Annotated in this window: 18 protein-coding genes; 7 read left to right on the top strand and 11 right to left on the bottom strand. The window is 28.5% G+C overall.

The features are described from left to right. Nucleotides 1-77 precede the first annotated feature (77 nt). From EAH69_RS00910 to EAH69_RS00900, 3 genes are all read left to right on the top strand, one after another. On the top strand, nt 78-1,730 hold the full coding sequence (locus EAH69_RS00910; RefSeq protein WP_121933324.1) for a CTP synthase: 1,653 nt from the start codon (nt 78-80) through the stop codon (nt 1,728-1,730). Then, complete coding sequence (yidC, locus tag EAH69_RS00905) at nt 1,708-3,549, top strand: membrane protein insertase YidC (RefSeq protein ID WP_121933323.1); 1,842 nt, start codon at nt 1,708-1,710, stop codon at nt 3,547-3,549. Before EAH69_RS00910 ends, yidC begins: the two co-directional genes overlap by 23 nt. A gap of 284 nt (nt 3,550-3,833) precedes the next feature. After that, nucleotides 3,834-4,403: an acetate uptake transporter gene (locus tag EAH69_RS00900; RefSeq protein ID WP_121933322.1), complete on the top strand. Its 570-nt coding sequence runs from the start codon at nt 3,834-3,836 to the stop codon at nt 4,401-4,403. 59 nt (nt 4,404-4,462) lie between these two features. Here the strand turns inward: EAH69_RS00900 and EAH69_RS00895 are convergent, their stop codons facing one another. Beyond that, nucleotides 4,463-4,747 (bottom strand): GlsB/YeaQ/YmgE family stress response membrane protein, encoded by a 285-nt coding sequence (locus EAH69_RS00895; protein WP_121933321.1) that lies wholly within the window; start codon nt 4,745-4,747, stop codon nt 4,463-4,465. A gap of 127 nt (nt 4,748-4,874) precedes the next feature. Here EAH69_RS00895 and glmM point away from each other — a divergent pair, with 127 nt between their 5' ends. The 4 genes from glmM to EAH69_RS00875 all read left to right on the top strand — a co-directional run bounded on the left by glmM (nt 4,875) and on the right by EAH69_RS00875 (nt 10,026). Continuing rightward, a complete protein-coding gene (gene glmM / locus EAH69_RS00890) occupies nt 4,875-6,257 on the top strand; it encodes a phosphoglucosamine mutase (RefSeq protein ID WP_121933320.1) in 1,383 nt (460 codons plus the stop codon). A gap of 87 nt (nt 6,258-6,344) precedes the next feature. Then, on the top strand, nt 6,345-7,697 hold the full coding sequence (locus EAH69_RS00885) for a tetratricopeptide repeat protein (RefSeq protein WP_121933319.1): 1,353 nt from the start codon (nt 6,345-6,347) through the stop codon (nt 7,695-7,697). Between the two features lie 59 nt (nt 7,698-7,756). After that, nucleotides 7,757-8,341, top strand: coding sequence for an acyl carrier protein phosphodiesterase (locus EAH69_RS00880; protein ID WP_121933318.1), 585 nt, complete (start codon nt 7,757-7,759; stop codon nt 8,339-8,341). Nucleotides 8,342-8,397: 56 nt separating this feature from the next. Next, nucleotides 8,398-10,026: an acyl-CoA carboxylase subunit beta gene (locus tag EAH69_RS00875; RefSeq protein WP_121933317.1), complete on the top strand. Its 1,629-nt coding sequence runs from the start codon at nt 8,398-8,400 to the stop codon at nt 10,024-10,026. A 39-nt stretch (nt 10,027-10,065) separates the two neighbouring features. On the opposite strand, the gene EAH69_RS00870 is transcribed toward EAH69_RS00875, so the two are convergent. The 10 genes from EAH69_RS00870 to EAH69_RS00825 are packed head-to-tail and all read right to left on the bottom strand — an operon-like array spanning nt 10,066 to nt 21,534. Continuing rightward, nucleotides 10,066-10,638 carry a sugar transferase gene (locus tag EAH69_RS00870; protein WP_121933316.1) on the bottom strand — a complete coding sequence of 191 codons (573 nt, stop codon included), beginning with the start codon at nt 10,636-10,638 and terminating at the stop codon, nt 10,066-10,068. A gap of 2 nt (nt 10,639-10,640) precedes the next feature. Continuing rightward, the gene (locus EAH69_RS00865) at nt 10,641-13,088 is read right to left on the bottom strand and encodes an exopolysaccharide transport family protein (protein WP_121933315.1); all 2,448 of its coding nucleotides are present in this window, start codon (nt 13,086-13,088) and stop codon (nt 10,641-10,643) included. Continuing rightward, a complete protein-coding gene (locus tag EAH69_RS00860; protein ID WP_230466652.1) occupies nt 13,088-13,894 on the bottom strand; it encodes a polysaccharide biosynthesis/export family protein in 807 nt (268 codons plus the stop codon). Before EAH69_RS00860 ends, EAH69_RS00865 begins: the two co-directional genes overlap by 1 nt. A gap of 5 nt (nt 13,895-13,899) precedes the next feature. Next, nucleotides 13,900-14,997: a glycosyltransferase family 4 protein gene (locus EAH69_RS00855; protein ID WP_121933314.1), complete on the bottom strand. Its 1,098-nt coding sequence runs from the start codon at nt 14,995-14,997 to the stop codon at nt 13,900-13,902. Then, nucleotides 14,984-15,733, bottom strand: coding sequence for a glycosyltransferase family 2 protein (locus EAH69_RS00850; protein WP_121933313.1), 750 nt, complete (start codon nt 15,731-15,733; stop codon nt 14,984-14,986). The genes EAH69_RS00855 and EAH69_RS00850 overlap by 14 nt, the downstream gene beginning before the upstream one ends. After that, a complete protein-coding gene (locus tag EAH69_RS00845; protein ID WP_121933312.1) occupies nt 15,721-16,839 on the bottom strand; it encodes an EpsG family protein in 1,119 nt (372 codons plus the stop codon). Before EAH69_RS00845 ends, EAH69_RS00850 begins: the two co-directional genes overlap by 13 nt. A gap of 6 nt (nt 16,840-16,845) precedes the next feature. After that, nucleotides 16,846-17,835: a glycosyltransferase family 2 protein gene (locus EAH69_RS00840; RefSeq protein ID WP_121933311.1), complete on the bottom strand. Its 990-nt coding sequence runs from the start codon at nt 17,833-17,835 to the stop codon at nt 16,846-16,848. Then, complete coding sequence (locus EAH69_RS00835) at nt 17,835-18,899, bottom strand: glycosyltransferase (protein ID WP_121933310.1); 1,065 nt, start codon at nt 18,897-18,899, stop codon at nt 17,835-17,837. Before EAH69_RS00835 ends, EAH69_RS00840 begins: the two co-directional genes overlap by 1 nt. Nucleotides 18,900-18,904: 5 nt before the next feature. Beyond that, nucleotides 18,905-20,026, bottom strand: a complete 1,122-nt coding sequence (locus tag EAH69_RS00830; RefSeq protein WP_121933309.1) for a glycosyltransferase — start codon at nt 20,024-20,026, stop codon at nt 18,905-18,907. Beyond that, a complete protein-coding gene (locus tag EAH69_RS00825) occupies nt 20,026-21,534 on the bottom strand; it encodes a hypothetical protein (protein WP_121933308.1) in 1,509 nt (502 codons plus the stop codon). The genes EAH69_RS00830 and EAH69_RS00825 overlap by 1 nt, the downstream gene beginning before the upstream one ends. Between the last annotated feature and the right edge of the window lie 2 nt (nt 21,535-21,536).

The raw sequence follows: 21,536 nt of genomic DNA, 5'->3' as shown, positions 1-21,536 counted from the left end.
ATTCACTAAAGTTTCACTTTAGTTTTTTTTACCCCACAATTTATTCGTAATTTTGCACCCATTGATTTAGAGATTCAATGGAGACAAACAAAACACCAAAGTACATTTTCGTTACCGGAGGAGTAACATCATCATTAGGTAAAGGAATCGTAGCATCTTCTTTAGGAATGCTATTAGAAGCGAGAGGATATCGAGTAACAATTCAAAAACTTGATCCATATATTAATATCGACCCAGGAACACTTAATCCATACGAACATGGAGAGTGTTACGTTACTGAGGATGGTGCTGAAACTGATTTAGATCTTGGACACTACGAGAGATATTTAAATCGTGCAACTTCAAAAGCAAATTCTGTTACAACAGGACGCATTTACCAAACAGTTATTGAAAAAGAACGTCGTGGAGACTATTTAGGGAAAACAGTTCAGGTTATTCCGCATATCACAAACGAAATCAAACGTCGTATCAAATTATTAGGTAACACTGGTGATTACGATATTATTATTACTGAAATTGGTGGTACTGTTGGTGATATTGAGTCATTACCTTACATCGAAACAATCCGTCAGTTAATTTGGGAATTAGGCGAAAATAACTCTTCTGTTATTCACTTAACTTTAGTTCCTTATTTAGCTGCTTCAGGTGAATTAAAAACAAAACCTACACAACACTCTGTTCGTACTTTAATGGAAAGTGGTATCAACGCTAACATTTTAGTAACACGTACAGAACACAATTTATCAAAAGAAGTAAAAGCTAAATTAGCTCAATTCTGTAATGTTCGTAAAGAAAACGTAATTCAAAGTATTGATGCTGATACTATTTATGATGTTCCATTCTTATTACACGAACAAAATTTTGATGAAGTTGTTTTAAAAGGTTTAGATTTACCTTACGATCAAGAACCAGATTTTACAGTTTGGAAAAAATTCTTAAATAGTCATAAAAATCCTAAAAATACTGTAGAGATTGCATTAGTTGGTAAATATGTATCTTTGCACGATTCTTATAAATCGATTACAGAAGCATTTACTCACGCCGGAGCTGCTACAGAAACAGAAGTTAAGGTAAGATGGGTATATTCTGGCGATCTTACTGAAGAAACTGTAGCTGAAAAATTAGCAGGAGTTTCAGGGGTATTAATTGCACCAGGTTTTGGAGATCGTGGTATTTTAGGAAAAATAATTGCTGCTAATTTCGCAAGACGTAACAATATTCCAACATTAGGAATTTGTTTAGGAATGCAGATAATGGCAATAGAATTTGCTCGTAATGTTTTAGGTTACGAAAAAGCCGATTCTGCCGAAATGGATTTAACAACTCCACATCCAGTTATTAGTTTAATGGAAGATCAGAAAGATGTTTCTGATAAAGGAGGAACAATGCGTTTAGGAAACTGGAAGTGTACATTAGCTGAAGGATCAAAAATCAGAAACGTATATGGTTCTGAAGATATCTTAGAGCGTCACCGCCACAGATACGAATTCAATAACGAATATTATGATGAATTTGTAAACAATGGATTAATCCCTGTTGGAAAAAATCCAGAAACTGAATTAGTAGAAATTTTAGAACATAAAGAACATCCATATTATATTGGAGTTCAATTCCATCCGGAATATAAAAGTACAGTTGCTTCGCCACATCCGCTTTTTATAAGCTTTATTGAAGCAGCTTTGTCAAATAAACAAATTGAAACGATAAATGCAACAAGAGAAAAAATTTGATTTTAACCAAGTAGTTGCCTTTGTTTTAATGGGTCTTCTATTGTTTGGTGTTATGTATTGGAATACACCATCTGAAGAAGAAGTTGAAAAACAAAAGCAAGAGTTAGTTCAAAAAGAGAAAAACGCAGAAGCTAAAAAAGCGGCGAACGTTCAACAAGCACAAAATGTCTTTCAACCAGTTACTGGTGATGCAAAAGACATTGAGGTGTCTAATGAAAAAATTAACGTTAAATTCGCTGCTAAAGGTGGACAAATTGATGCTGTTCAGTTAAAAGATTATACATCTTATGACAAGCACGACAAAAACACACCTTTATATTTAGCTAAAGATGGTTCAAACTCTTTTAACTTATCTTTTAAGACTAAAAATGGTGTACAAATCAACACTAAAGATTTAGTTTTCGTGCCAGCAGTTCAAAAAAATAGTGCAAATACTATTATTACCATGACTGCACAAGCGCAAGGAGGACAAATCCAATACATCTATACTTTAGGTAATTCTTACGGTATCGACTTAGAGGTTAAATCTCAAGGTTTATCAAACATTACTGCTGACAACAAAGTTGGTCTAAGCTGGTTAATGGACGGATTTAGTACAGAAAAAGGTAAAGACCAAGAAAAATATTGGGCTCATACTTATTTCCAATTTAAAGAATCTAAAGATATCGAGTACGAATTATTTGGGTCAGATGAGTGGGAAGAAACTGAAGCAATCTCTTGGGTTGCAAATAAACAACAGTTCTTTTCTACTATCTTATCATCTGACGAGGGATTTAAAAACACTAAAGGTGGATCTTTAAATGCTGACGAAGAGGATGCAAAATTCAGTAAGCACTACTCGTTTACTTCAGAATTAGAATTAAAAAATGCTGAATTAAACCATAAGTTAACTTTTGATTTTGTACCATTAGATTTTGATTTCTTAAAAGACTACAACGACAAAGGTTTCCAAAACTTAATTGACTTTGGATGGGGAATCTTTGGTATGTTAAACAAATACTTTTTCTTACCTGTATTTAAATTCTTAGCAAACTTTGGTATTGAATTAGGTTGGGCAATTTTCTTACTTACAATTGTAGTTAAGTTGGTATTATCTCCAATTATGTACAAACAATACCGTCAATCTGCTTTAATGAAGGTTTTACGTCCTGAATTAAACGAGATCAACGAGAAGTACAAAGATTCTAAAGATGCAATGAAGAAACAACAAGCTACGATGGAAATTTATCGTAACGCTGGTGTAAATCCATTAGCTGGATGTTTACCTGCCTTATTACAAATTCCTATCTTCTATGCTTTATTCCGTTTCTTCCCTAACTTAATTGATTTAAGAGGAGTTCCTTTCTTATTTGCTGAAGATTTAACTGCTTTTGATGATATTATTCAAATTCCAGATTGGATTCCGTTATTAAACGGTCACTTATCTATCTTCGCAATGTTATATATCGTTGCAATGATGGTTTACTTTAAAGTATCTGGATCGATGGATAATTTCCAAATGCCACAGCAAGAAGGAATGCCAAATATGGAGTTTATGAAATACATGATGTACATAATGCCTGTATTCTTCTTCGTATTCCTTAACAATTATGCATCAGGTTTATCTTGGTATTATTTAGTTTCTAATGCACTTAATGTTTTCATCGTTCTTTATATTAAAAAAGTAATGATTAACGAAAGTAAAGTTCACCAAATCTTAGAAGCTAATAAAGCTAAACCTAAGAAAGAAGGAAAATTTGCTTCTCGTATGCAAGATATGATGAAAAAAGCTCAAGAAATGCAAGAGCAACAAGAACAAATTAAAAAGAATCGTAAATAATAAAGTTTACAAATTCATAAAAAAAAATCCGTTAATAAGTATTAACGGATTTTTTTTTATGAATTAATACTAGTGTTATATCCTCGCGAAAAATCCATCTGTTTTTGATAATTTTAACATTATTTATCATATCAAGACATTAGAGATTATTTATCATTACTTATTAATATATAAATAGTTAGATTTATTAAAAAATAATTTTAGTGTATCATATACACATTTATTAATAAATTGTTTGTTATTTATTATTTTCATCTTATTATTGTCTCATATTAATAAGTATTATGGAAAATATTTACACAATTACAGACAAAACAGCTAACCCAGGACCATTAGGATTATATGGTTTCGCAATGACTACTATTTTACTAAATATCCACAATGCTGGATTTTTTCCAGTAAATAGTATGATTATGGGAATGGGAGTTTTCTTTGGTGGAGGAGCACAGTTTATAGCTGGTGCAATGGAATGGAAAAAAGGAAACAACTTTGGTAGTATTGCTTTTATGGCATACGGAGCATTTTGGCTTACATTAGTATTTACATGGTTAGCACCAGGTGTATTAGGTGCTGAAAAACCAGATGGTAATGCAATGGGATGTTACTTAGGAATGTGGGGATTATTTACATTAGTAAATTTCTTACAAACTTTAAAAGGACATACAGTTGGTAAATTATTATTTGGTTCGTTAACCTTATTATTTTTCTTATTAGCTGCAAGTAATTTCGCTGATAGTGAACAAATCTTGAATGTTGCTGGTTGGGTTGGAATCGTGTGTGGATTCATTGCCTTTTACGAAGCATCTGCTATTATGATTAATAAAACTTACGAAAAGAACATTCTTCCTCTTTAAAATATTTGAATAAATAAAAAAGCCTTAATCATTAATGATTAAGGCTTTTTTTGTTAAGCTTATTTAACTGCTACTTTTCTATAGATGAATAATAGTAATAATGCACCAAGAATAGCGACCACAAATCCACCAAATGACCAATTATTAGGATCGTAATTCAACACCAATGTTGAAATAAAACCACCTAACATAGCTCCAATAATTCCGATTAACATAGTAACCCAAAATCCTCCCGGATCTCTTCCTGGCATAATTGCTTTAGCTAATGCTCCGGCAATAACGCCGAAAATCCCCCATGAAATCCAATTCCAAAGAAAAGAAATAATCAAAACTGATGTAATCATAATAAATTCATTTTTAAAGTTATAGCGTTGTTTAATTGTTAAATATTTCTAAACTAAAATCATACCAATCTATTAATCAAATTCTAAATATTGTTTTTTGTACATTTGTTATCAAAATAAAAACACTATGTCTTTAATTAAATCAATTTCAGGATTTAGAGGAACTATTGGAGGAAATCCAGGAGACAATCTAACACCTATTGATGCTGTAAAATTTGCTGCAGCTTACGGAACTTGGTTAAAAAAACAATCAAATAAGAAATCATATAAAGTTGTAATCGGAAGAGATGCACGTATCTCTGGTCAAATGGTTTCACAATTAGTAACTTCTACTTTACAAGGATTAGGTATTAATGTAATCGATTTAGGATTATCAACTACTCCTACAGTTGAAGTAATGGTAACACATTTAGATGCTGATGGAGGTATTATTTTAACAGCTTCTCACAATCCAAAAGAATGGAATGCTTTAAAATTATTAAACGGTAAAGGAGAATTTGTTTCTTCTGAAGATGGTGCTCAAATTTTAGCAACTGTTGATGCTGATGATTACATCTTTGCTGATGTTGATGATTTAGGATCTTACGAAACTTTTGAAGGAGCAATTGATTTACATATCGAAAAAATCTTAGCATTACCATTAGTTAATGTTGAAGCTATTAAAGCTAAAAAATTCAAAGTAGCTATTGATGCTGTTAATTCTACTGGTGGTATTTCAATTCCAAATTTATTAGACAAATTAGATGTAGATTACATCAAAATGTATTGCGAACCTACAGGTCATTTCCCTCACAATCCAGAACCTTTAAAAGAACATTTAGGTGATATTTGTGCTAAAGTAATCGAGGAGAAAGCTGATTTCGGAATTGTTGTTGATCCAGATGTTGATCGTTTAGCAATTATCGACGAAAAAGGAAACATGTTTGGTGAAGAATATACTTTAGTTGCCGTTGCTGATTATGTTTTAGGAAAAACTCCATCTGCTACAGTTTCTAACTTATCTTCTTCTCGTGCATTAAGAGATATTGCTGTAAAACATGGACAAACTTACTCGCCATCTGCTGTTGGTGAAGTAAACGTTGTTATTGAAATGAAAGAAACCGGTGCTTTAATCGGTGGTGAAGGAAACGGTGGTATCATCTATCCAGAGTTACACTACGGTCGTGATTCTTTAGTTGGTATTGCTTTATTTTTATCACATTTAGCTGAGCAAGATATTACAGTTTCTGATTTAAGAGCTTCTTACCCTGCTTACTTTATGGCTAAAAAGAAAATCGAATTAACACCAGAAATTAATGTTGACGAGTTATTAGTTAAAGTTCAAGAATTGTACAAAGACGAACAAATTAATACAGTTGATGGAGTTAAAATTGATTTCGAAACAGAATGGGTTCATTTACGTAAGTCAAATACAGAACCAATCATTCGAATTTACACTGAAAGTACATCAGAAGAAAACGCAAACTTATTAGCAGATAAAATGATTAAAAGTATTAAAGCTATCATTTAATATTCTATTGTTAATTAGTTGTGCAAAACTATAAATTATGAAAAATGCTTTTTTATAAAAGCATTTTTCTATTTTAGATAGGTATTTATGGAGGATGAGTTTTTAAACAACGAATTGATTGAACAATTCGAACATATGTTGGATCACAAGGAGCAAATATATTTTGACTCTGAACAATTACAAGAAATCATATCTTTTTACTTAGATGTAAGTGATTTTGAATATGCAAAGAAAGCATTAAACTACGCTTTTGCTTTGCATCCAGACAACTATGAATTAAAAATTAAACAGATAGAATATCATATCTCTTTAACACAGTTAAAGAAAGCCTCAGAATTAATTCAAGAAATTAAAGATTTTGCTTCCGAAGATTTAGAATATCAATTGGTTGTTGCAAGATATTGGGGAATTAAAAATATGCCAAAAAAAGCTATTCAGTTTTATGAAAAAGCTTTGGAGCATGGTGAAGATTTAGATTTCATTTTCAATTGCATTGGAAACGAATATTTAAACCTTGACGAAGTTGGCACTGCACTTATTTATTTTAAACAAGCATTAGAACACGGAGATGAAAATGATTACTCCTTCTACTCTATTTTGCAATGTTACGAAGAACTTCATGCAACTTCAGAATGTATTGAATTTCTTTTAGAATACATCGATGATAATCCCTATTCAGAAATCGCTTGGTCTCAGTTAGGACATCTTTATGAAAAAAATGGTAATTTAGAAAAAGCTTTAGATGCTTACGATTATGTAATTGTTATTAATCCTACAAATATTTCAGGAATTAACCATAAAGCTTCAATATTAGAGAAACTAACTCGTTACGAAGAAGCTATAGAAACTTTTGAAGACATTTTAGAATTAGAAGATTCTTCTGCAATTACGTATTTTAGAATTGGAGAATGCTACGAAAAATTAGAACTTCCATACAAAGCTTTAAAAGCATATCATTTATCAATAAAAGAAGACCCTCAACTAGATAAAGTGTGGGGAAAAACTGCTAATTTATATTCTAAATTAGGAAATTATCAAGAAGCATTATTTTATGTTAATAGAGCTCTTGATTTAGACGAACTAAATGTAGAATATTGGAAAACACATTGTTTTATCTTAATTAAAGTTGGTCAATACGAAGAAGCTATTGAGAGTTATCGCCGCATTGTAGCAATAGAGCCATTACGTCTTAATAATTGGATTGCTTTAATTGAAGCAAATATTGTGATGGAAGAATATGATACTGCTATTAAAGAAGCACTATTAGCTTTAATCCATTTTAATCGTGCCGAAATTTATTACCAACTTTCATACTGTTATATTTTTAAAGGTGAAAAAGATTTAGCTAAAGAAGCATTTATAAGTGCTAAAAATTTAGACGAAAGTATGAAGGAAGAATTTTTTGATCGCTACCCTGAATTAAAAAAATTAGAAGAATAACTGAGAGAAAACTTTAATTCGGAAAAAATAAACTATATTTAATTGTCAATAAATTGTTTATGAATCTAGTTGCTCATCAGTATTTATCTTTCAATAACCCTTCATTACAACTCGGAAATCTTTTAGGTGAAGTTGTAAAAGGCAATAAATACAATGATTATCCTAATGATATAAAAAAAGGAATTTTATTACATCGAGAAATTGATTCTTTCACAGATTCGCACGAAATTGTAAAGAAAAGCACAGCCTATTTTCATTCTACACAGCATAAATATGCTCCTATTGTTGTCGATATTATTTATGATTATTTCTTAATCAAGCATTGGCGTAATTATCACCCAAAAACATTTCAACTATTCAAGGAGGATTGCTATCAATTATTTAGTTTAAATTATGACAACTTTCCTGTAAAATTACAAGAAATGCTAGACTATTTATTGAGATATGATTGGTTCGAAAATTACAGTACAATAGAAGGAATCCAAAAGACTTTGACCGGAATTAGTAAAAGAGTTAACTTCGAAAACAACTTAGACAATACTACACCAATAATTTATCAATTCGAAGCTGAATTAGAAAAAGACTTCTCTAATTTTTTCCCAGAATTAGTTCAGTTTAGTCAAGATTTTATACAATCAAAATAACAAAATATACTATCTTTCAACTTCAAACAAAGATTAGACTTCAAACAAAAACCACAATGGATCTAACATTTAATAAAAGAGAAGATTATAATAAATTACAACTATCTAAATTAAAACATAAACTAAACGAAGTTTATATAGGTGGTGGACAAAAAAGAATTGATGCTCACAAAGCTAAAGGAAAACTTACAGCAAGAGAACGTATCGATTATTTATTTGATGACAATACCAATTCGATTGAAATCGGTGCATTAGTTGGCGACGAAATGTATAAAGAACATGGAGGTTGCCCTTCTGGAGGTGTTGTTATCAAAATTGGATACGTATCAGGAAAACAATGTATTGTTGTTGCAAACGATGCTACAGTAAAAGCTGGTGCATGGTTTCCAATTACTGGAAAGAAGAACTTAAGAGCACAAGAAATTGCAATGGAAAATAAATTACCTATTATCTATTTGGTTGATAGTGCAGGTGTTTACTTACCAATGCAAGACGAAATTTTCCCAGACAAAGAACACTTTGGGCGCATTTTCAGAAATAATGCAAAAATGTCTTCGATGGGTATTACTCAAATTTCTGCCGTTATGGGAAGTTGTGTCGCTGGTGGTGCATATTTACCTATTATGAGCGATGAAGCTTTAATTGTTGATAAAACTGGCTCTATTTTCTTAGCAGGAAGTTACTTAGTAAAAGCTGCTATTGGAGAAGATATTGACAACGAAACTTTAGGTGGAGCAACTACACATTGCGAAATTTCTGGTGTTACAGATTATAAAGCGAAAGACGATTATGATTGTTTAGATCGTATAAAATCTGTAATGTCAAAAATTGGTGATTATGAAAAAGCTGGATTTAATAGAATTGAACCTGCTAAACCAACTTTAGACGAAAAAGAGATTTATGGTATTTTACCTGAATCAAGAGCTGAACAATATGATATGTATGAAATCATTAAGCGTTTGGTTGATAATTCAGAATTTGATGAATATAAAGCAGATTACGGAAAAACTATCGTTTGTGCTTATGCGCGTATTGATGGTTGGGCTGTTGGAATTGTTGCAAATCAACGTAAGATTGTAAAATCTGCTAAAGACGGAATGCAATTTGGCGGTGTGATTTACTCAGATTCTGCTGATAAAGCAACTCGTTTTATAGCAAATTGTAATCAAAAGAAAATTCCTTTAGTTTTCTTACAGGATGTAACTGGTTTTATGGTTGGATCAAAATCTGAACATGGAGGAATAATCAAAGATGGAGCTAAAATGGTAAATGCTGTTTCTAACTCTGTAGTTCCAAAATTCACAATTGTAGTAGGAAACTCGTACGGAGCAGGAAACTATGCAATGTGTGGAAAAGCTTACGATCCACGATTAATTGCGGCATGGCCATCAGCACAATTAGCTGTAATGGGTGGTGAACAAGCTGCCAAAGTTTTATTACAAATACAAGAAGCTACTTTGAAAGGTAAAGGAGTTGAAATTGATGAAACTAAAAAAGATGAATTATTAAAAGAAATTACAGATAAGTATAATGCACAAACTAGTCCATATTATGCAGCATCACGCTTATGGACAGACGGAATTATTGATCCGTTGGATACACGAAAATGGATTTCTTTAGGAATTGAAGCTGCAGATCATGCACCAATTGAAACACCATTTAATTTAGGTGTTATTCAGGTATAAAACTTAAAAAAAGAGAGCTTAATAGCTCTCTTTTTACTTTTATAATATTGTTTGAATAATATATTTTATATCGTTTTTAAAAGATAAGTTTCGTACATAATCTTTATTTATTTCGACTTTATCAGGCCAAAGCACATGATCATTATACCAAATAGGATCATCTACTTTTGAAAGTATTTCTTCTTCATTTCTATATTTTAACTGAGCTGGACCTGTAATACCTGGTTTCACAGTCAAAATTATACGATCCTCACCTTTCAATGCATCTGCATAACCTTTTACATCTGGACGTGGACCTACAAAGCTCATTTCACCTTTTAAGATATTTATAAGCTGCGGTAATTCATCTAATTTATAATCTCGTAAAATTTGACCAATTTTAGTTATACGATGTTCTGATGTTGTAATCGTATCTTTTTGAATACCTTTCATTGTACGAATTTTATAGATTTTAAAAATCTGACCATTCTTCCCTACCCGATCTTGAGTAAATAAACCAAATTCTTTTGTATCTAAAGACGAAATCAAAATCATAGAAATGATTAATCCTACCAATAAAATTAGTAGGATTAATGCAAGTATATAATCAAATATGTTTTTAAATAAAGACATTTCTATGCTCCATTCTTAATTCTTAGAATCAACCTTTTTATTTTTCCTTTCAAAGAATCATCAAATTCTTGATCTTCTGAAAAATAGCCATAACCGTAGCCATAACCATAGCCATAGCCATAGCCGTAACCATAACCAGTATTAATTTTATAACCATTAAATATGACTCCTATATTAGAAATTTCTCCCTCATCGTATTTTTTAGATACTGTACTAATGAAGTTTTTCTCTGAATAACCATATCTAGTAACATATAAAGTACAATCTGCATATTTCATTAAGTCATATGAATCTGCGACTAATCCAAGAGGAGGTGAATCTATTACAATAAAATCATATTGATTTTTTAATTCTTTAAAAAATTCTTCAACTTTTGTGCTTAAGATTAATTCTGATGGATTAGGAGGAATTGGTCCTGCAGTAATAATATCTAAATTAGGTAAAACTGTTTTCTGAATAATACTATTCAAATCAGAACCCCCTGATAAATAATTCGTAACACCAACTTTATTACTGATTTTAAAATCGTCAAAAATCTTAGGTTTACGTAAATCCATACCTACTAAAATAGCTTTTTTATCAGTAGATCCTAATACAGTAGAAAGATTCATTGAATTAAAGGTTTTACCCTCACCACCAATAAAAGATGTCATTAAAATTGTCTTATTTTTATCGTGTAATGGCTTTTCTCTATATAAAAATTTTAAGTTAGATCGCAAAGCTCTAAAAGATTCTGCAATACCTGATTTTGGACTGTTTAATACAATTAACGGAGAATTATCACCTAAATCACCTACTGTACCAACAATTGGAATTTCAGTTCTAGAAGATATATCTTTAAAAATTCTTACTTTGAAATCTAATAATTCTTTAATAATAATATACAACATTGGTAACAACAGACCCACTAAAACAGCTATTACATAATTTTTCTTTAGATTTGGACCAATAGAGGATTGCCCCTGATTAACAGCAGGATCAATAATTGAAACATCTGAAATTGTAGATGCTAAAGTTAAACTAGCAGCATTAAGTTGAGTTATTAAATCAGAATAAATTTGATTATTTAATTCAAAAGATCTATTTGCTTCTAAAAATTCAATTTCTTGATATGGTAGTATAGATATTTTAGATTCTATTTCATATATTTTATTTGAAATATGAACTAAATCTGTATTTAATTTAGTTTTATGAGCACTTACAATATTATCAATAGATTTTCTTGCATCGGAAATCTTATCGTTTATTTCTCTAATCTCCTTTGTATCATCCTGATATAAATTAAGTAATTTAGATTTTTCATTTTCTAATTCCTCAAGTTTTGTTACGTTAGTCATAAAGTAAGTAACATCTAATCCTGCAATATTTAATGCTATTAAATTATTTACACTACTATTAGATTTTGGAGTCAATCTAGATAAAGCGCTGATTTGCTCTTCAATTTTTATTTTCTCTTTATCTAATTCAACTAAATCTTTTAATACTTCAATTTTTTTAGAGTCGAAATCATTAATTCCAGTTCTTTTCTGTAATTCTTGTAAATTATTAGTCGCACTATCTAAATTATGTTTAATAATTTCGATTTGCTTTTCTAAATACTTTTTAGTCATTAAAACTGTAACATTCTTCTCTGCTAATTCTGATTCAATTAACACTTTTACCGAGTTATTTAATAAATCAACAGATTCATTCAAACTCTTAGAAGTTTTATTTACAGAAATAATATTAGTTAAATTAGTAACATTACTTACATTAAAATTTTGCATTACTCGCCATGTAGCTTCGGGTATACTTACAAAAGTAAATGAATATTTACTATCCTCTCCGTAGACCATATGGTTTCGTTTAATTTTGAACTTATAATTTTTCCCAACTAACCATTGATCATAATTTCCTGATTTAGGAATAGATAAAACTTCATTATCTACTAAACTATCTTTGTGATAATAATACCCTCTTCCATTCTCATTAATTAGACTTAATTTAAATGAATTGTTATTAATCGGTTCAACACCTATTTCAAATTTAATAAGTTGCTTATGTGTGGTATCTATTTCAACAATAAATGGTGCGTCAGTTTTATAAATATCTGATTTTTTAATTTTACCTTGTTCATAATAGTATACGTAAGATCCTGATTTTTTTACAACTTTCTCATTATGAATACGAGATGATAAAGTATAAGATAGGGCATCTACTTTATTTGAGTTTCCTCCCCAAATAAAATTAATTGAATTATTATTTAAATTGTTGTTACTATTACTTGAGTTTATTTTAAAAGTAGTTGTAGCATTATATATTTTATCAAATTTCCAATTATTTAAATAAAAAGCTATTAATAAACATATGATTATAGAAATGATATATAAAGGCCAAGCATATAATAATCTTGGTAATAATCTTTCTAAATCAATTAAATCAACCGATTTTTTCTTTTTTGTAGTATCCATTAAAATCTATCAAAAACCAATATTATACCTAAAATAGCACTTAAACCTCCTACTATTGCTGTTACAACTGAAAGTGGATTTAACCCAACACCCCATACTTTTTCATTTCTAGGATTTACTACAATTATATCATTATTCTGTATCCAGTAATATTCTGAATTCATTACAGATTCCTTTGTTAAATCAATATAAGCTTGTTTAGTACCATCAGGAGTCGTTCTAATTATTCTAACATTTTTTAAATCTGCATAAATATTATTTCCTCCAGATTGTGCAAATGCTTCTATAATTGTTAAATCTCTTCGAGTCGCTCTAAAAACACCATTATTAGCTTCCCCTACAATAGTATATTCTATACCTGCTAAATTTACATCAATGTATGTTCCCTCTGGTTTATAGATTTTATAAAATTCTAATTTAACTTTTTCTCTTGCTTCTTTAATGGTTAATCCTTCTAAATGAATTTTACCAATTCTTGGTAATTCAATGTTACCATCTTCTCTAACTAGAATACCTTGATTCTGATACATAATGTTAGATTGAGCACTATTTAATAAAGCTCCATTTCCTTTTGCAGTAAAATCACTTAAAATCCCTAATGTAGTTGGATCAACAGAAGACACATTAATAGCTATTAAATCATTTTTTTGTATATAATATTCAGGAACAGTAAATTCGATCATTCCTTTATTATCAAGTTTTAATTTTTCATCTGGCTGTATTAGTTTTATATCTTGCAGTGATACACATGAAGCTATCATTAAAAAGACATAAAATAATAAGATTTTTGAAATAATCTTTTTCATAGATTTTATTTAGTAAGTTTCTTTTTTTTAATAGTAAAATACTTTACTATGACAACAAAGCTAACTGAAAGTAATAAAAATATCAAAAAAAGTTTATTAATTTCTATATAGCGTAATGTATAACCAATAATTACAAATATTACATTTATTATAACCAAACAAATAGACGTTTGAAAATGATTAAATCCTAATTCTAAAAATTGGTGATGTAAATGATTTTTATCTGGATGTAATGGATTTGTTTTATTTAATATTCTAATAACAAACACATTTAATGTATCAATAACTGGAATACAAAATATAAAAAGTAATATTACCGGTGCTGCTTGAATACTATAACTTGGCAATCCAGATACGTAGAGGAATCTAATAGCCATAAAAGTTAATATAAAACCAATAACCATTGATCCAGTATCTCCCATGAATATTCGTTTATTTTTTGACAAATTAAATTTCAAGAAACTAAGTAAAACTGCAACAACCGATACTGCCAATATTCCTATACTATAGTCATATATTCTATAAAATATAAATATAAATGCTAAGGAAATAACAATACCTATACCTGATGCTAATCCATCTACCCCATCAATTAAATTATACGCATTTATTAAAACAATGAACACAATAAGTGTTAACAAAACACCCAACCAATATGGAATTCCATATATTCCAAATAAACCGTATAATGAATTTATCATTATACCTGATCCAAAAATAATAAACGTCGTACTTATAATTTGTGCATATAATTTTTTATCGGGAGCTACAACTAATAAATCATCCATTAGACCTACAAAAAATAATATTGTAATAGCTGATAAAAAGAACGCATAATTTACTCCTAATTCTGTAGCAAAAATAGAAGTTGAAACAACTAAACCAAAGAATAAAGCAACACCACCTAAAGTTGGTACTTTATGAGAATGAGAGCTTCTTTCATTTGGATCATCCATCAATCCTTTTTTATGAGATATCTGAATAATTTTGGGTATTGCTACCTGTACTATTACAAAAGCAAAGAAAAATGCTCCAAAAATATTAATATAAATAGGTGATATATTTAAATGATATAAATATTCTAGTAATTTAAAGTTTTCCATATTTTTTCAAACCATTTATCCCCCAATTAAAAGTATAATACAGAGATTTTATTAGATTCATATTTAAGTGATTGTAGTATAAATTAAATTGTTTATGAGCTATATCTAACTTATTCCTAGATACTGAATTTGCTCGCATCCTATATATACCCAAAGATTCCTTATTTGCTCTAGCAAATTTAATCTTCTTTAATAATTCAATCCACATTGCATGATCTTCTCTTAACTCTACTTCTGGAAAATAAACTTTTCCAATTCTTTTCGAATCGTACATTGAAGTTAACATTGGTATTGGACAATTAAATAATATTCTTTTTGAATTGATATAATCTTCCGCTATAAAATCATCCAATATAGGATTCAAGCTTTCATCAACCCTTTTATAAGATGAATAGACTAATTCTTCATTATTATCATTTAAAAAATTTAAAGACTTCTCTAAAAATTCTTTTTCCCACAAATCGTCACTATCAATAAATGTGATAAATCTACCCTTGGCTTGACGTAATGCAACATTCCTTGAAAAAGCAGCTCCTTTATTACTTTTATTTCTTATTAAAATGATCCTTTTATCATTAAATTCTTTAATAATTTTCACAGAATCATCTGTAGAATTATCATCAACAATAATCCATTCCCAATTTGTATAAGATTGATGATAAATCGAGTAGTAAGTTTCTTGTATAAATTTTTCAGAATTATAGCAAGGTGTTATTATTGATATTAATCTTTCCATAATCCGTACACTGATCCTGAGCTAAAAAATGTTCTATATTTATCAAAGTTTGTAACACTACCCTGTTGTACTTGAAACCAAAATATTAATGCTATTGTATAAATTAAGAAACTAAAATAAACAAATGCTCTAAATAATTTATCTCCTGTAAAAACATAAAGCATTCTACCTAAAGTTAATCCTAAGAAAATTAAAAAATACCCAGGTAGTCGAATACCAAAAATTCCTTTACCAAAGAAAAAATACATCAATACTCCAACTATAAATATATTTCTAAATATACAATATAGTTTATCATGATCTGCATATTTATTGTAAACTAATATAGCTATTACAGTTAATATTTTAACAATATCCCCTAAAGCAACACCAGTTTCGTTTCCTACAAGTTGATATTGATAATCTTCAAATTTCTCTTGAGCTATAGGCATATATTGCATAACAATTTCAATTACTGATAAAGCTCCTACATAATTTGCTATAATAGTTAAAGTAACTAACCAACCAATAACAATTTCATTAAACTTAACCTTTACTACCCAATATGCAAGAATAAAAACTATTATAGATTCATGAAACTGATAACCAATTACAATACAGACTAAAAATTTCAATAATTTTCTATCTATGATATATTTAACTGAATATACGGCAATAGCTGTAGCCAAACCTTGTCTAATATGTATATGATCCTCAAACATATAATTAGGCATAGCATACATAAATAAAACAAAAAATGGTATTCCTCCATACTTGTAAAAAGTTGTCGATTTTAAAATTAAAGATAGTGTTGCCATCAATAAAGTAACAGCTCCAAAATCAAATTTAAAAGACCCTAATATTTTATTAAGACTTAGATAACCAACTTCCATGGAAGCCATATCAGAGAATCTAGTCAATTGAGACCAATCTGTTTTTTGTAATAACTTAAATGTTTCATGATAAGCTACCCAATCTGGACTTAAATCATAACCTAAACCAGCAGTCAAAATCATTATTATAACAATAATTGAATACCAGTACTTGTTTCCTCTTTCATTTTTATTAAATTCTATTAGAGAGGTAATAACTAATAAAGAGAATATAAAGTAGTAAATAAAACTCATAATTAATTACAATCTTTTCAGTAAGTTAAGATCTAAAATAGATATAAAATAATATATCTTTTTTCTTAATGGTAAAGAAACTAAGTAATTTACATTAAATCTTCTATAATTAATAATGTCTGACTTTTTAATTGAATTTAAAATTGTAAACTCATTTAATTTATTAATCATTTCAGATTTTAGTTTCTTATCTTTTACATAAGCGACATAAGCTAAAAATGAATAATATCCCTGAATAATCTGAAATCTTTTCAATTCGTTTAGTTGATTAGAATATTCCGATTTTTTAAAATAATTTGACACCGCTTCAACAGCTACAAACATATCTAAACCTTTATTAGTATGTGTTTTTGTTATAGAATCTTGCCTTTCAAAATATTTATAAAAAGGTTCGTTAATTTTTGATATTATTTTAGAATCTAAGATCAATTTAGGAATCAATTCAATATCTTCAAAATGAATTCCTTTTTTAAATCTATGATTATTAAATAATGATTTCTTAAATATCTTATTACACGCAAAACAACTCATTTCACCAAAAATTGTTAAATCGTTTTTTAAAACAATTTTTTCGGGTAATTGTGGTGACTGTGGTAAATCTCTAAATTCTTTACCATTTTCATCAACTTTTACTAAATCACACAAAACAATTTCTGAATTATGTCGTTTTGTTAATTCATACATTTTTTCAAGCATTTCCGATTCAATATAATCATCAGAATCGATAAAAGCTATAAACTCTCCTGTTGAGTTATCAAGTCCAACATTGCGAGCATCACTCAACCCTCCATTTTCTTTATAAATTGAAAATATTCTATGATCTTTAATAGCATATCTATCTATAACACTTTGTGATTGATCTTTTGAACCATCATTAACAACAATAATTTCAATATCTTGTAATGTTTGATTTAATATAGAATCTAAACATTTAGCAAGATATTTCTCTGTGTTATAAACAGGAACAATAATTGAAATTTTGGGCTGATTAATCATTATATATTTTCGAAAATCGATTCGTATTTTTTAATAATTATTTCTTTACTAAAACGAGAATAAATACTATTCACTATTAGATCTTTATTATAATTTTTATCTAAAATATTTTTAATTTCAGAAGCAAACCCTGTAGTATCCTCAATAGAAAATATTCTTCCATTAATTCCATCTTCAATAATTTCATTGATACCACCTGGAGCGTTATTAGCTAAACTAAAAGTACCACATGCACCTGCTTCTAATAATACATTAGGAAACCCTTCATATCTAGAAGAGAGAATGAATAAATCTGCTTGTTTTAAATAAATGAATGGATTAGGTACATTACCCTTAAAAGTTACATTTTCTAATTCTAAATGTTCTTTTTGATGAAATAATTCTTCTTTGAAAGCTCCATCACCTAAAATTGTCAAATGAATATTTTCATCTTTCAATTCATTCATTACATTTAACAATAGATCAAATCCTTTTCGTGGGGATAAATTACCTATAGCAACTATATTTTTATAGCTCGATTTAAAACCTAAATCTATAACTTGATCTTTTAAACCATTAATCAAATCAAAATCTACTGGGTTATTGATCTTTACGATATTATTTTCCGAAATTTGAAAGTTTTTTACTAAATCATTTTTCATATCATCGCTTTGCGCAATAATCTGATTAAAATTGTTGTAAAAACGGTAAAAAAATAATATTTCTTTTCTCTTTACGTGTTCAGAAACAACATTAGTTTCTCTTGTTATAAATTTAGTTTTTGGAAATAATGAAATTATCGGAGCTAAAAAAGCTGAAATTTCTCCCCAACCGGTAAAAACTATTTCTGGCTTTAGTTTTCGAATTAAAGGGACTATTTTAAAAATAGAATATCTTATTCTTGAAACATTTAATTCAATAACTTCAACATCATTTTTTAAATGATTCAAATAATAACCTTCTTTTTTGAACAATACTAATTTTGGACAAAACTTTTTTCTATCTAATTCATTACAAAGTGTAGTTATTACTCGCTCTGCACCTCCTTGATTCAAATCAGGTAAAATAAATAATATTGTTTTCAAATTGGTCAGTTTAATAAGTTTTCAATAGTAGTAACCGAGTCTTTTAAACTATATAAATTTTTAGAAGAATTATCGGCCTTTTTTATATCTGATTTGATCAAATATTCCATAGCATTCTCTAAATCAACATCAGTATTATTTACAACAATACCATTATCTCCATTAACTATCATATCACGAACACCTGAAACATCAGTAGCTAAAACAAATTTATTTAATAAAAGTGCTTCAAAGACAACTGTAGGGTACCCCTCTATTCTAGAAGACAACACATAATAATCAGCTAGCTCAAAAAAAGGATATGGATTCTTTTGATATCCTAATAAAATAAAACTCTTTTCAACTTTATATTGATTAATTAATTGTTTCATTTTATCAGAACACTCTCCTACTATTAATATTTTATGAATTAAACCTTTATTCAATAAGTTTTTGTGAATCTTAACAAGTCTATCATATCCTTTATGCTCTAAATTAGTTCCTACAGATATAAATGTTTTAATACTGTTATCTTTCACCATATCTATCTTTTCTTTAGAAAGTTCTAAGATCTCAGTAGTATCAATAGGATTTATAATCCTTACTATTTTATTTTTTTCATCATCAGAACTTGCTAAATCAAGAAAAAACTGATTTATTTTATCTGAAATAACCAAGATGTGGTCAAATTTGAAAAATGATTTTATTTTACTATTTGTAAACTCAGGCACGTTAGATAAATCACTATGAACCCATAAAATTTTCTTTGAATTTTTTATTGGCGAATTCAATACATCTTCTCCAATCCCTTGAATTGCTGCGAACTCTATATCATATTCTTTATTATATAAAATATACTTATATAGAAGTTTAGGATACTTTTTTAAAACCTCTTGATAAATAACTCTAAATGCTTTTTGAGGAATATCCTGAATTCTATTTGTAGTAATCATTTCCCCTTTATTTAGATAATAAATATTTATCCATTTTGGTACATCATTTAAATATTTTCCTGAATATAAATTCAATAATAAATCGATTTCATATTTATCTGAGGAAATATTCTTTAAAAATGTCACTAAAGTTTTTTCAGCACCTCCATGACGAAGTGAACCTATTCTAATAAGTATTTTCTTTTTATCAGCCATTATTCAGTAACAGATTTACGTTTATATAAATAAAAATCTCGTCCTGATGGCTTAAATTTATATATTTTATCCAAAATAGGATTATCCGATTTAGCTACATCTGCTATTTTAAATTCTTTAATTAATTCATAATCTTCATAAATTGATTTATCAACTAATTCTCCTTTAAACATCGGTTTAAAATCTTCTAAAATATATTCTGGTTTAGCCTTATTTATTAAATTAGAGAATCCTATTCCTATACCATTCTCAACAATTTTTTCTTCTGTTAATCTTTTATCTACTAAACCTACGTAATCAATCACTTTTAATTTTGAAAAATACGGAATATAACCTGCAGGTTCTAAGAATATATATTTGTCTTTATCTTTTTCGATAGAATCTAAATATAAACCTATTTTACGTGCATGATTCCATTCACCGTGACCAGTAGCAATTGAATGTACAGCTTGATATGCTGTAAATGGAATAAATATTAAAATAAAGTAAACGAGAGAATATGTTTTAAATTTATTTGAATCTAAAACAATTAAAATTATAGGTATAAATAATACTAATTGAGGAATCCAAAAATACCAATCAAACCAAGCATTAGCATATCCAAAAATTAACGACTTAATAAATCCAAAAATGAATAAGAAAGCTAAAACCTTTTTTTTATTTTCTCCCCATTTTTTAAATAAAAACAACATTGAAATTGCTGAAACTATAAAAAATAACGGAGTAGAAAAGTTAAAAATTGAAGTTGGAAATTTTATTATACCGAAGTAATTTGGTGTAAAAAATTTAATTGCTTCTAATCTATCTTGAAATTCTAAACTTGGGTAATTATCTCTTTTAGATGTAATCGTATTATTAACGATCTCTCCAAAATAAAACCAATTAAATGATACTACTGAAAGAACAGCTAAAATACCACCAATCATTAAAGCTGTATTCCATTTACGCTGCTGAATAACATCATAAATAAATAACAAACCTAGAAATATACAAGTATCTATTCTTGTCCAAAGAATTAATATAGGTAATAATACAAATGCCCATTTTTTTCTTTCAACAAAACCAAATTTCATTAAAGCTATGTAGAAAAAGAATAACATCCCGAATTCCATTCCTAAAATTGACATTTTTATTGCAGGCGGTAAAAAACTAACAAAGAAAATAAATAAAATAATTCTTGTAGTTGAATTAAGCAATAACTTACCTAACCAATAAATTCCTATTGTTAGTAAAATTGTATTGAAAATTAATAAAGGATAAATGAAGTTACCCTCTCCAAAAATAGTCTGAAATATTACGCCTACAAATACATATAAATGTGTGGTTGAAGCCGAAATTTTCTCAACACCATTATACCCATAGACTCCATATTCAATAATGTTACGGGCAACTCGCCAAGATATTAAAGCATCTTCTTGAATATGTTTTGTAAAAAAGAAAATAGACTTTAGCGCAATTATTATGATAGAAGCAAAAAATATTTTCTTCTTATCAATGTAATTTTCCATAG

Origin of the sequence: Faecalibacter macacae (assembly GCF_003687725.1) — a bacterium.
Taxonomy (GTDB): Bacteria; Bacteroidota; Bacteroidia; order Flavobacteriales; family Weeksellaceae; genus Empedobacter; species Empedobacter macacae.
This window is presented reverse-complemented; position numbering and strand designations above follow the sequence as displayed.